The sequence below is a fragment of the Pseudarthrobacter sp. fls2-241-R2A-127 genome, assembly GCF_030209355.1.
In the GTDB taxonomy this organism is placed as follows: Bacteria; Actinomycetota; Actinomycetes; order Actinomycetales; family Micrococcaceae; genus Arthrobacter.
Window position 1 is genome coordinate 1 of record NZ_JARVSF010000048.1, and the last position, 12288, is coordinate 12288.

At 62.1% G+C, this 12288-nt stretch carries 9 protein-coding genes and 2 pseudogenes; 6 read left to right on the forward strand and 5 right to left on the reverse strand.

All coding sequences use genetic code 11. The annotated features are described in order from the left end of the window. Positions 1-1288: 1288 nt before the first annotated feature. The 3 genes and pseudogenes from QRN53_RS20810 to QRN53_RS20820 all read left to right on the forward strand — a co-directional run. Positions 1289-2227: pseudogene (locus QRN53_RS20810) on the forward strand (ParB/RepB/Spo0J family partition protein); the annotation flags it as partial. Between the two features lie 65 nt (positions 2228-2292). Then, positions 2293-3468 (forward strand): tyrosine-type recombinase/integrase, encoded by a 1176-nt coding sequence (locus QRN53_RS20815; RefSeq protein WP_285245743.1) that lies wholly within the window; start codon positions 2293-2295, stop codon positions 3466-3468. Positions 3469-3691: 223 nt separating this feature from the next. Next, positions 3692-5893 carry a tyrosine-type recombinase/integrase gene (locus QRN53_RS20820; RefSeq protein WP_285245714.1) on the forward strand — a complete coding sequence of 734 codons (2202 nt, stop codon included), beginning with the start codon at positions 3692-3694 and terminating at the stop codon, positions 5891-5893. 16 nt (positions 5894-5909) lie between these two features. Here the strand turns inward: QRN53_RS20820 and QRN53_RS20825 are convergent, their stop codons facing one another. Beyond that, positions 5910-6683: an ABC transporter permease gene (locus QRN53_RS20825; RefSeq protein WP_285245715.1), complete on the reverse strand. Its 774-nt coding sequence runs from the start codon at positions 6681-6683 to the stop codon at positions 5910-5912. Next, positions 6676-7467 (reverse strand): ABC transporter ATP-binding protein, encoded by a 792-nt coding sequence (locus tag QRN53_RS20830; protein ID WP_285245716.1) that lies wholly within the window; start codon positions 7465-7467, stop codon positions 6676-6678. Before QRN53_RS20830 ends, QRN53_RS20825 begins: the two co-directional genes overlap by 8 nt. 403 nt (positions 7468-7870) lie before the next feature. Between QRN53_RS20830 and QRN53_RS20835 the strand changes: the two genes are divergently transcribed. Then, positions 7871-8071 (forward strand): hypothetical protein, encoded by a 201-nt coding sequence (locus QRN53_RS20835; protein WP_285245717.1) that lies wholly within the window; start codon positions 7871-7873, stop codon positions 8069-8071. A gap of 698 nt (positions 8072-8769) precedes the next feature. On the opposite strand, the gene QRN53_RS20840 is transcribed toward QRN53_RS20835, so the two are convergent. Beyond that, positions 8770-8949: a hypothetical protein gene (locus QRN53_RS20840; protein WP_285245718.1), complete on the reverse strand. Its 180-nt coding sequence runs from the start codon at positions 8947-8949 to the stop codon at positions 8770-8772. 375 nt (positions 8950-9324) lie between these two features. Between QRN53_RS20840 and QRN53_RS20845 the strand changes: the two are divergent. Beyond that, positions 9325-9731: pseudogene (locus QRN53_RS20845) on the forward strand (ParB/RepB/Spo0J family partition protein); the annotation flags it as partial. A 329-nt stretch (positions 9732-10060) separates the two neighbouring features. Here the strand turns inward: QRN53_RS20845 and QRN53_RS20850 are convergent. Next, positions 10061-10288 (reverse strand): DUF2188 domain-containing protein, encoded by a 228-nt coding sequence (locus QRN53_RS20850; protein ID WP_285245719.1) that lies wholly within the window; start codon positions 10286-10288, stop codon positions 10061-10063. 234 nt (positions 10289-10522) lie between these two features. On the opposite strand from QRN53_RS20850, the gene QRN53_RS20855 reads away from it, so the two are divergent. Then, positions 10523-10912 (forward strand): hypothetical protein, encoded by a 390-nt coding sequence (locus QRN53_RS20855; protein ID WP_285245720.1) that lies wholly within the window; start codon positions 10523-10525, stop codon positions 10910-10912. 413 nt (positions 10913-11325) lie between these two features. On the opposite strand, the gene QRN53_RS20860 is transcribed toward QRN53_RS20855, so the two are convergent. Further along, positions 11326-12285: an alpha/beta hydrolase gene (locus QRN53_RS20860; RefSeq protein ID WP_285245721.1), complete on the reverse strand. Its 960-nt coding sequence runs from the start codon at positions 12283-12285 to the stop codon at positions 11326-11328. Positions 12286-12288: the final 3 nt, after the last annotated feature.

The following is a 12288-nucleotide window of genomic DNA, read 5'->3' on the forward strand; positions in this document are numbered from 1 at the left end:
AGCCTGGGGGCAGCACATGAGCCACGAGTACATCCTCACGGACGACGACGCCGCACCCGCCGATGCCACCCACGCCCAGGACGTTCTTGAGCTCTCGATGTTGACCATGCCGCAGCCAGGCGCCCCCATCGTTGATATCTCCTGGGAGAAATCCCCGCTGGATCTATAACTTCATGCAGCAATGACGCTGCAGCACTGGTTTTCCTTTTGCTGAGGGAAAAACTGAGGCCGGCCCCAAGGGGCCGGCCTCAGCCCCTTTAACCGCTAAAGGACCTCGCTCCGCTCGGGCTGCAGAAGCGCTTTTCTGTTTTGCTGCTGTCCTGACGGATTCCTTAGGCGCGCCGACTTGCAGAAGCCATCCACCAGCAAACGGCGGCCACAGCACTGTTAAGCACCGCAATATAGATATCGCCGGCAGCAGGCCGACCAATGATCAGGTCCACGGCCACCAACACCACCGAGGTGCCCGCTGCAACACTGAACACCACCGCCACGATCTTCATGGACCTCCCGGTCGGCGGCCTCCGCCCGTGAATGGTAGCTTGTTTGGCTGTCATCAGTTCGCGTCTACTGCTAAAGCCGGTGTCCCGTGTTGGGCTACGTACCAGATGCGCGGAGGGACAAAACCGCACGAGCCGCAAAAGTGACTCCCGCGAGAAGCAGAATGACTGCCGAAACGACGGAGTACCAAGCCCCGTTGGAACTGAGTGCGATGTATACGCCGATGAGAGAGAAAACAACTGCCCCCAGCGACCAAATGAGCGTTGCTCTTCTGGTGTTGTTCATGGCCCCAGCCTAAGGGACCAAAGATCAGAACGGGCGTCCGCTGGCGCGGCCGGCTGTGGGGCCAGTGCCGGCTCCGCAAAGCTCCGCCGCCCCTGACCCTGTCTTGTCTTGTCTTGTCTTGTCTTCGACATTTTGGCTGCTGTCCTGACGGATTGTACGTGTCCGCTCCGGCCCGTCTAGCCCCTCCATCGTCGGGGCCTGCGGTGCAGGAAATGTCCCTGCGGCGCTCCTTCGTCGCTGGTTTCCTCCGGGAATTTCCCACCCCTTGCCCAGCGGGTAGACAGGCCTCCGTCGGCCACAGCGCCGCAAGCTTCGCCAGCAGCCAAAACAACGGTGGGGGAAGGGAAGCTGGCCGGTCACCAAAGCCGCCCCAGGCGACAACAGGGTCCACGCCCGCACCCATTCCACCCGCTTGACAGACATAGAAGCGTCGGGGAGGGAGGGGAAGCTGGCCGTCGTCTTGATCGCCCCACCACCCAACGTCTCTGCAAAGGCAAAAAACATGACCGCAACACCCACGCTCGAAATGCTCGACCCGGCAAACCTGACCGTTGACATCAACGTCCGGAAAGACGTCGCCCTGACCGCCGATTTCATCGCCAGCATCAAGGAACACGGCGTGATGGAACCGGTAATCGCCCACCGCAAGGATGACGGCACCGTGCACGTCCTGATGGGCCAGCGCCGTACTCGCGCCGCAGTCGAGGCAGGGCGGCCCCTGATCCCGGTAATGATCATCGAGTCCCCCGAGGAAGCCGAACGCATCGTCACACAGGTGGTAGAGAACATCCAGCGCGCCGAACTGACCGAGGCCGACGAGGCCGACGCCTACCACCAGCTGTCCCTGATCGGTGTTTCGGCGGCCGCGATCGCCAAGAAGACCGGACGGACCAAGACCACCGTCGAGTCCGCCCTCAAAGCCAAGTCCACCGAGACCGGGGCCGCCGCCCTGGGCAAGGGATACACCATCGAAGAAGCCCTCATTCTCGCTGAGTTTGAGGACGACGAGGAAGCAACGGCCGAACTCGAGTCCGTCATCATGGACGAACCCGACATGCTCCTGCACGTCACCCAGCAGCTGCGCGACAAGCGCGACCGCGCCGCCGCGCTGGCAGCCCTCACCGCAGAACTGGAAGCAGCCGGAACCATCGTTGTTCCCGAATGCGGGTACGGGGAGGACAGCGAAACCCTCCGCGTCACGTCCCTGAAAAGGGCCGACGCGGAACCGGCCACCGACGAGGACGGTAACGCGGTCTACATCGAGACGGGCTATCGCGGCGAACCCTCCACCGTCGCCGTCGTCACCGGCTGGAAAGACCTGGGCTTCACCCTCCGCTACTACAGCGGCTACGGCACCTCATCGGCCCCGAAAGGCCCCATGACCGACGAGCAGAAGGCCGAACGGAAAACCCTGATCGAGAACAACAAGCTGATGCAGTCAGTCCTGTTGACTGAACTTTAGAGGCTGAGCTGCAGCCTCCAAAGGAGGAGGTCATCGTGGACGAAATGCGGCTGAAGTTGATCGAGGGAAAGGTCGGGTTGCCGCGCATCGGCGCGGTCCGTCGAAATGCGGCAGGTCTGCTGCCGTACGTTGTCGTCGATGACATGGAGCGTGAGATCGAGGTGTTTTCCGCGTTCCTAGGCGATCTCGTGCTGACTGACATGAGCGCGCTGACGGTGCGCTCGTATGGCAATGACCTGTTGCGCTGGTGGCGGGTGTTGCAACTGCTCGGCCTTCCTTGGGATCAAGTGGACCGGCTGGAGGTCGAAGTCATGGTCGGCTGGATGCGGTCGGCGGTGAATCCTCAGAGGCGGGGGAGTGGGGCGCGGGGGATGAATCCGCGGACTGGGAAGCGGCCGCTGCCCGAAGGGTATGCCCCCGCGACGATTAATCACGAGTTGGCTGTCCTCGCCTCCTTTTATGCCTTCCATGCACGGTTCGGCCGCGGACCGGTAACGAACCCTGTCCCGGAAAGCCTGAGCCGCCGGGCCCGCCTGGCGCATCGCAGTCCGATGGAGGTGACTCCGAGATTGCGCCGCGCGCCGTTGCGGCAGAAGCCGGCCGTGCTGGCACCCCGATCCATTCCGGACGATCTCGCTGATGAGCTGCTCGGTGCACTCAAGACCAGCCGTGACCGGGCACTCGTAAGCCTTTACCTATCATCCGGTGCCAGGGCGAGCGAACTCCTTGGAGTCCACGGTAACCAGGTGGACTGGGCCCGGCAGCGTGTCTGGGTCATTTCAAAAGGGTCCCGCGCGCTTGAACCGGTCCCCGCGTCGCCGGAGTCATTGGAGCATCTGGCCGCATACTTTCATCAGCACGGAACCCCGGGACCCGACGAACTGATTTGGCGGGCCCTGCACGGAACGCCGCGGCCACTGAATTATCACGCGGCCCGACGGATCCTGCAGCGTGCGAACGCCGCCCTTGGTACGGACTGGTCATTGCACGATCTGCGGCACACCACCATCGACCGGATGGTGTCGGATCCGAACCTGACGTTGCCAGAGGTGATGGCCGTGACCCGCCACCGGCACGTGTCGTCGCTGGCGCCTTACCTGCGGCCGCGGATCGATGAAGTCTTCGAAAAAGTGCAGGAGCACTTCGCTGCACCCCGCCCGGAACCTACGTTGACCCCTGGTTATGACGCCGACGACTACAAGGCGGTGTTCGGTGGTTAAGGCGCTCCGTCGTCCCCAGCAGCGGCAGCTGGAACCCGCGTCTGCGGGCAGAAAGCGGTCCCGCAGCATCATCACCCCCGGTCCGGTAAGTCCACCGACGGTCCCGCCGCGCCCGCAGGGGGACCTTGACACCGCGACGCTGGAGACGATCAACGCGCTTGCGGATAAGATTTGGCCGCGGTCTCAGCCCAGGTGCTCTCTACGCCGCGCCGGGTTGCGGTGGGTGCTCGGCCATCTCGAAGGGCACCCTGGCGGGACGTGGCAGGAACGGTGGGTCGCTTCGGGGCTGAACGACGGGGTACGGCGGATCCGCGAGCTGAGAACCGGGAACCAGAAGGTGGACGGGGAACTGGGTCATTCGCTCCTTATCCTGTGCTGCCTTCGTGTGATCCGGCCTTCCTTGGCAGCTTTCCGGGGCAACAGTTTCGTGCGCTACCACGAACATTTTGAAGCGGCCCAGAACGACCCCGATCTGAAGCGGTTTCTGGCATTGGTGGACAAGCATGACACCTCTGGCCATTTCAAACGTTGTGCTCGCTTTGATGTCGCCGCGGCGTTGACGACCCAGGGTATTGCTTTCGCTGATCTGACTCCGGAAGGGCTGCTTCATTATGCGATCGCGACCCGCGAAGGTGGCTGGGGCGCTGGTTACGAGTCCTATGTGGGTCACCTCGCCTGGCGGATCATGGCAGAGTCCGGGCACTTCCCAAAGCATGTCCCTTCTACGTTGCGCGGTGCGATGCGGGCGCCTGCCATGACTCCCACAGAGCTGGTTGGCCGGCACGATATCGCCGATCCGGACATCCACGCGCTCTTCGTTGCTTACCTGACCCGCCGGAGCCACGACATCGATTACACAAGTCTGCGAGATCTCGCGGGAGACCTCTGCGGCAAGTTCTGGGCCGGGCTTCTGAAGGTCAACCCCGCCCAGAAGGATCTCGCGCTCACACCGGAAGACTATGAAAAATGGCGGGCTGTGCTGGAAATCCGGCAAGATGGTCGGCCACGTCTGAGCGCGCACGCGGTCATGACAAACATCCGTGCCTTCTACCTCGACATCCAAGGCTGGGCTGCCCAGGAACCAGAACGTTGGGCCCGGTGGGTGGCGCCGTGCCCCATAAGTGGCAGGGAGACCCGGTCGCGCGCAAAGGCGAACCGGAGAGCCAAAGAACGCATGGATGCCCGGATGCGCAGGCTTCAGCCAGCCCTTCCAGCCTTCGTCGCTGCTGTCTCCGCCCGCCGGGACCACTTCCATGACCTTTTGAAGGCACCAACGGACGCTGCGCCGAACCAGGAACTGAGCGTCGGAACAAAGCGCTACCGGCGGCTGTTCACCGCCGGCGATGCCCGGCATGCCCAGATCCATGGCCGGCCCAATATCCGGGTATTCGATGAATCGACCGGAAAGAAGGTCAACGTCACGTTCACCGAAGACGCAGCGTTCTGGCAATGGGCAGCAGTAGAGACCTTGCGGCACACGGGGCTTCGGTGCGAAGAACTCCTGGAACTATCCCAATTGAGCATCCGGCAGTACATCCGGCCCAACGGTGAAGTTGTGGCGCTGCTCGTTGTCGCCCCATCCAAAAGCGACCGCGAACGCGTCCTCCCTATGACAGCGGATTTGTTCCATGTGATCGCAACGATCATCCGCCGCCTCACCAGGAACCGCCCGGACGTGCCGTTGGCGACCCGCTTTGACCCGTACGAGCGGATCACCAGCGAGCCCCAACCCTTCTTGTTTCAACGCACCATCGGACAGCGCACCGAGGTCATCAACCCCGGATCGCTGCGAGATGAACTGGGAAGACTCAGCGATGCCGTAGCTGGCGAGCACCCGGAACTGGCCGGCTGTCGATTTACCCCGCACGACTTCCGCCGCCTTTTCGCGACCGACCTCGTGAACCACGGTCTGCCAATTCACATCGGAGCCGCGCTCCTTGGGCACCTGGACGTCCAGACCACCCACGGCTACGTCACCGTCTTCCAGGAAGACGTCATCCGGCACTACCAGGCCCACCTCGCCGGAAGGCGGGCCGCCAGGCCTGTCAGGGAATACCGGGCAGCGACTGGCACGGAATGGGCCGAGTTCGAGGAGCACTTCGATAAGCGCAAGGTTGAACTGGGCAACTGCGGGCGCCCCTACTCGACCCCCTGCGAGCACGAGCACGCCTGCATCCGGTGCCCCATGCTCCAAGTCGACCCTTCCATGCTCGATCGCCTCGACGAAATCAATACAGACCTCATCGCCCGGCGGGAGCTCGCCCAAAGTAAAGGCTGGCTTGGTGAGCTCGAAGGCATCGACCTCACCCTTCAGTTTCTGCAATATAAGCGCGCCGACGCACATCGCCTCGGGCGAATGACTTCCACCAACCTTGGTATGCCAGCTGTCCGCGGAGTACGGGCTGCAGAGGGAACAAGCCGTTAAGGCCGGGTTCTGTGCATTATCGCGAGTTCCAACGGAACCAGCGGACGCCTATCGTGGCGCATACGGTGACATAACCAATGCAGGCCAGGAGTGCGTTGGTGTCCTGACCGCTCCATGAGGAGGCGTTCAATGTATCGGCGAAAAGTGTCATGAGTGCGCCGACAGGGGACCAGGCCGCGATCGTTTTCATCGTGTCGCCGAGGATGCCGGTTCCGCCCAGGAGGCCGAGTAGGAGCAGGAGGATCATGAGCACGCGGCTGATCGCGTTGATGGCGCTGGTGGATTGAACCAGCCCGACGACGGCTTGGCCGATGGAGAGGAACACGGCGGCACCGAGGAGAGAAACCGCTATGGCCAGGAGGTACTGCCCGGGGCTGAGCGTCAGCCCGTAGGCGATGGCTCCGACGATCACGACGATGACGGAGGCGAGGAGATTGGTGGCCACCTGGACGAGGACCCGGCTCGTCATGATCATCCACGTTGGCGCAGGGGTGATCCGGAGTCTTTGCAGCACCCCGACATCGCGGTCATGGGCCAGCGCGAGCGTGTATCCGAACAGGCCTGAGGTGAGCAGACCCAACGTAAGGGCCAGGCCGATGACCAGGCTGGATCCACCGAGCCGGCTTTGCCCCTTGCCGACCGTGTTGGCAACCAGGATCACTATCGGCAGGAGAATGCTCAGGAAGAGCGATGTCTTACTGTTGAGCAGCACAAGGAAATCGGAGCGAAGCAGCGACCGTAGGGCCAGGCCAAGCGGCGGGCGCGTGGTGTTGACGCCGGTGTTAGTCACGGATCTCACTTCCTGTCAGTCCGATGAAGACGTCCTCCAGTGTCGGCGCTCCATGGGCGACCGAAAGCACCCTGGGGTCGTCCTTATGTTTGTTGATCAGCTCCGACGGTCTTCCCTCGGTGAGCAGTATTCCGTGGTCGATGATCGCCACCCGGTCACAGACAGCCTGGGCCTCCTCCATCGAGTGGGTCGTGAGGAGGATGCTGTTGCCTTCTGACCGGAGTTCCTCGATGCGGCGCCATAGTCCGCGGCGCGATTGGGGGTCCAGCCCGGCAGTCGGTTCGTCCAGCAGCAACAGGAGGGGGTTATGGATGGTGGCGATAAACAGTGCGAGGCGTTGTTGTTGCCCGCCGGACAACTGCTTGAACTTCTTGCCCAGTTCGTCGGCAAGGCCGACAGTGCGCATGCTGTCGCGCACCTGATCCTTGGAGAGTTTCACCCCGTACAGACCGGCATAAAGTCTTGCGATCTCTTGAATGCTCAGTTCGGCCTGGAAACTTGATGATTGCAATTGCACTCCAAGGAGCGCTTTGACTGCCAGAGGCTGCTGTTCGACATCGAGACCGTCTACCAGCAGGTCGCCCCAGGCCGGCCTGACCAGCCCCTCGATGGCACTCAGGGTACTGGTCTTCCCTGCACCGTTCGGGCCCAACAGGCCGAAGATCTCCCCGCGCTGAATCCGAAAGCTGACACCGTCAACCACCGTGCGGCCGTCATACGCCACTCTTAGCTGACTGACTTCCAGAACCGGAGGTGATCCTGGCTCATTAACTTCACTCGTCATGCTGCGTCCCCTCAGACCACGGGGGCAACCCGGACCGTGGGTAGTTCCTTATGCGAGTCTAGTTCGAGGAGGCCGCGAGAATAGCTAGGCGGTTTATCACAAACGTCGCAACAGGTCGGTTCCGAACTATCAGGGCAGGACAGGTTCGAAGACGAGTACTACTTTTCAGTGCAAAGCAGATGCGGTTGCCAACAAGTTTTGTCCCCCCTGCGCCGAAGTGACTTCTGATCAGCGTCCGTCGCGCGGGCGACTACCGGGGACTGCGGTAAAGAGAGGGGGGTAGATGGGGGTGACTTTTCGTTGGGGGGAGTCTTTACTGTGAGGTATCTCCAATAGTGGGGATAACGGGCCATCCAAGTAGCCGCCGGACGAAGATTGCGGCGGCAGTAAAGAGAATGCCCTTATGCAGGATCCGCGCCAGGCAGCCCTTGAAATGGTCCAGCAAAACAGGGCCAGCATCGAGAATCTGTGGTTGAGATATTTTGCCAACGGCGGCAATTCCGGTCCCCTCGACTTCGAGGCCTACGTTTACGGTCTCCTTGATCCGGACGAGTACGACGCCTTAATCCTTTTCTGGGCGGTCGAGGAAGTATCAGCACGCTAGCTCGTTTCTGGCTTCACGCAGCGCTTGAGCCTTGCCCACGCTCATACAGCCAAGGAAGGCCCGGGCCGCCCCATGGTCTACTAGGGGCGTTGCCCCCGCCCTGCGATTGCTTCGAGGATCTGCTGCTTTGTCAGACCCCTTTGCTGTTGGCCGAGATCACCGGCAAATTGCTGGGCCGGCTCGGCTGCGCTCTTCTCTGCAGCGCAGCAACCAGGTTGATTGAGCGGGAAAGCTACCGTGGCCAACCCTCGCGGATCCTCCAGCCCTCAGCGGGCGTATAGCTTGCGAGGACAGAACGCTCGCCAAAAACGGGATCTGATCCCGGGGTATGACACAGAACAGCGGAGTTGCACTCCAAACCCCACAGGGCATCCTGCGCTTTTCTTAGAGCTTCGCCAAAACTGGCAGAGTAAATAACCGAGCGACCAACAGACCGCTCCGTCACGTATTCCACGAGATAGGGCATGCTCCGAAGCATGACAGCCTCATCAGGGCCTCAACAGGGCCGGAAGGCACCTTTGCTTACCCCGGCGAAAGCCGAGCGATGACGCTGTCAGTACAGCCTGCGGCCGAAGCGGCGAGTGGACCTGCCCGCAACCAAAGCGCAGACCCGACAAAGGGACATCGGCCGTAGACAGGCATTCTGCGACCAATCTGCAGCGCCTAACAGTCAGCTTCGTCCGCTCTACAGTCCAGGTTTACAGCTGGCTGCCGGTCTGTGTGTCCTCGTCATCTTGTTCCGGGGTGCGGTGGTCGTCTTTGTGACGGGCTTCGTCCAGATGGTGCTCCAACTTCTCCTCCGCTTCCCGGCGGCGTTGCCCCACGGTCCGGATCTGTTGCGTGCTCGGCGACGCTCCATGCGTATGCTGGCGCGCCATATCCCTTTGTCCTTCGTGTTTATCGTTCATAAGGGCATCGTCTCACCGGACCTCTCACCCCGACAGCTTCACCGGCTACTGGAGACCGGGCAGAAAACGGACAACCCACTGCCAGTTGTGTCCTCGACGTCCAGATATGGCCGGCTCAGGTAATTCGTTTCTTGTGAAAGTTCCGAAATTCCCAGGTCTGGTACCGCCATGAGACTACTTTGGCGAACGGGCTGACCTGAGGCCAGTCACTTCGTCATCACTCAGGAGCTGACAACCATCAGTTGGTCCCACGGCGGGGTCACCCACCAAGCCCCTTGCGAACCCACAGTGCACTGATCCTTTGTCTGCTCGGTCCTGGGCCGCCAACTTGCAAAGTGCAGAGAAGCAACTGTGGTCAGGCGTGAATGGGTCAAGAACCTGCTGGCGAAGAAGCAGGCCCCGAAGGGGTGGCAGTACTTCACCGTCCATGCGATCACCCACCACGCCGAAACCGCCAGCGGTTACGAGGGCAAGGTCGCCGCTGAAATGGTCGGGGCGAAGGTCGAAGACTCCAACCAGTGGGCGTGGAACCCGCTCAGGGACCACGTCGCCAAGACCACCGCACGGCCGGAGTTCGCACTGATTGCCCTGGTCTGCGCCGGGTATGAAAAGACCATCCAAAAAGACTCGTGGTGCTCACCGAGCCAAACCCACCGCGACTACCTGAACCAGCTGGTGGCATGGGATACACCGCATCGGAGACTGAGCAGATCATCATCGACAGCGGCGACAAGACCGAGAAGGCCGGATAGACCACGGCTCCCTGTGCCGGGTGGCGGATCCCGAACCCCGCCCGGCACAGGCCCCCATCACCGAAGGAAGGCTAGGAGCCTTCCAGATGTCGGGCGGTCCGCCGCCCAGGGCGAACCACAGCAACATTCACCAGCGGCGGACCGCCGTCCTGCGCCGGCAACCAGGAACACAAAGCAGGGAGCCGCGGTCCAGCAACGAGGCTGGGAAAGAACGCGGCCATCACGTCAGCTAGACTGACCGTAGATTTCTTGCAGAGAAACCCGGAAAGGAGCCGGCACACGCCGGCTCCTTTCCGGGTTAACCGGGAGTCCCGAAGCTGGGAGTTGATTTAGCCCGGGACGTTCCGGGGATCATTGCCGTAACTGTTCTTGGACCCGATCTGCCCGTCCTGGTTCTTGATCACGTGCTCGACCTTGTCGGCCTGGGCCGCGTCCCGGCCCGCAGCTGCCGCTTCGTCCTTGGTGCCGTAGCCGGCGCCGAACGCACGGTCAGTGCCCTCACGCTTGTTCTTCCAGACACCGTCTTCGTAATACGTCTCGATATCGCCCTGAGCCACTGCACACTCCCTCTGCCGTTCGGATAAAGACACCCACTGCATAATGCGGGTAGCGAAAAGCCCCGCAGCGCGAGTAGTCGCAAAGCGGGGCCTTCCTGGCAACCACTCCGCCTGATGGGGGCCAGGCGGAGAAGCTGACACCAAACTAATAGCAAGCATGCTTACCTTTCAAGTTGGCGCGCCGCTTGCCACCGTAGACTGTGCCCGGAAGGCAGGAATTCGTTGGGGGAGAGCATGGTGCAGACGATAGAGGCTGACCAGAAGCAACAGTTGGCCGACTGGAACAAACGCTGCGGGAAACTCTGGCTCAAGTACTTCGCCATAGTGCTTTTGCCGCTCGTTCTGCTGGTGTTCCCATTTATCCAGGTGCTCTATTACTTCCTGGATGTTGCCCGCCCTTTGATTTCCGGGGAATTTGTCTACGGCCAGCCCGGATACTACGAATATCAGGCGGCAAAGGATCAATCCCTAATTATCCTGGCCATCCTCTTTGTCCTCATCGCCGCCGTCTTCTACCTCAGCAACCGCTGGTGCAAGAAAGCAGTCCGCACCCTCGACCCGCCGCCGGTCGGCGACACCAGTCGATGGAACCGCTGGGTGCTCGGGAAGGCGCAGGACTCGTAGAAACATAAGGCGCGGGCACGCTCCCCATGGTCCACAACAATGTGCTGCCGGCGCACCGTCCGCTGTGGTTGATGTTCCTTCAGCAGGGACGAGACCTATTCAGCGCTGCCACTCCAGCCAGGTGCGCACGTCCCCCAGTCCGGTGGGGGACTTCTCAGGCACATGGGGGCTGCGGCTTTGGCGAACCTGCGGGGATGACCACAGTAGCCGGCGGCGGGACTCATCATCCGTAGTGTCGTTATCAGAAGCTGATTGCACAACTTCCCGCTGAATTCCGGGCTTTGTGAAGTCGGGTTGTGATCAGGAACTGCCCACTACTCCCGTGCACAAGTGCCCCTTTGCTCTCCACTCGTGTTCACAATTCCTACGTCGATTCGCCCACCGCCCGTGAAGGATGGTCTACCGGGCGCGGTTCAGCTCGTTGGTGAGTTTTGAGCGTGGACTGCTCGGAGGGCCTGCAGTCCCTCTTCTCGCCAGGCTCGGGCGGAGGCCATGACTTTCGTGAAAGCGCTGGATCCGTGGATGTGCCCGAGTTGTAGGGAGAACGTGGCGGGCACTCCAGCGGCGGTGAGGCGTTCGGCGTAGCGTGCGCCGTCGTCGGCGATGGGGTCGTATTCCGCGGACATGATGTGCGCCGGCGGCAAGTCGCTGAGGTTCTCGGCGAGCAGCGGTGATGCGTAGGGGTTCGTCGCTTCTGTTTCTGATGTGAGGTAGAGACGTCGGCACAGGTGCAGGGTTTGTTCGGTGAGTCCGTAGCCGGTGCCGTTGGAGCGGATGGAGGGGCTCCTGAAGGTGAAGTCGAGCGCGGGGACTTCCAGCAGCTGGAAGGCGATCGCGGGGCCGTTGTTGTCTCGAGCTTTCAGGCAGAGGGCGGCGGCGAGGTTGGCGCCGGCGGATCCTCCGCCGACGGTGATCAGGTGGGCGCGGGCGCCGAGGTCCTCGATGTTCTCGGCGACCCAGAGGAGCGCGGCGTAGCTGTCGTTCAGGGCGGTGGGGAAGGGGTGTTCGGGAGCTTTGCGGTACTCGACGGCGACGACGATACAGTCCGCTCCGGCGGCGCGTTCCTGGCAGAGGTTGTCGATGAGGATCGAGTGGATGGTGCCGCCGATCCAGCCGCCGCCGTGGAAATAGAGGTGCACGGGGTGGGGGCCGTCGCTGTCGGGGCGGAAGACGTTGAGGGTGATCTCCCCGTCCTGGACGGGAAGGGTCACGGTGTGCTTGCTGCGGACGGGTGGGGCGGGTTCGAGGAGCTGCTCGGCGAGTGCGGCAGAGCCTGCGTTCTCCTGCGCGCGGAAGGCGGCGATGTCCTCGATCTCGGCGGGGACGGTCGGCAGGGTCTCGAGCAGGGGAACGAGGAACGGGTCGAGGGGCATCGG

Bases quoted from the DNA above. Each gene is read 5' to 3' on its own strand.
- QRN53_RS20815 (WP_285245743.1), top strand. From the start codon at position 2,293: ATGCGGCTGAAGTTGATCGAGGGAAAGGTCGGGTTGCCGCGCATCGGC.
- QRN53_RS20830 (WP_285245716.1), bottom strand. From the start codon at position 7,467: ATGACGAGTGAAGTTAATGAGCCAGGATCACCTCCGGTTCTGGAAGTC.
- QRN53_RS20835 (WP_285245717.1), top strand. From the start codon at position 7,871: ATGCAGGATCCGCGCCAGGCAGCCCTTGAAATGGTCCAGCAAAACAGG.
- QRN53_RS20840 (WP_285245718.1), bottom strand. From the start codon at position 8,949: ATGGCGCGCCAGCATACGCATGGAGCGTCGCCGAGCACGCAACAGATC.
- QRN53_RS20855 (WP_285245720.1), top strand. From the start codon at position 10,523: ATGGTGCAGACGATAGAGGCTGACCAGAAGCAACAGTTGGCCGACTGG.
- QRN53_RS20860 (WP_285245721.1), bottom strand. From the start codon at position 12,285: ATGCCCCTCGACCCGTTCCTCGTTCCCCTGCTCGAGACCCTGCCGACC.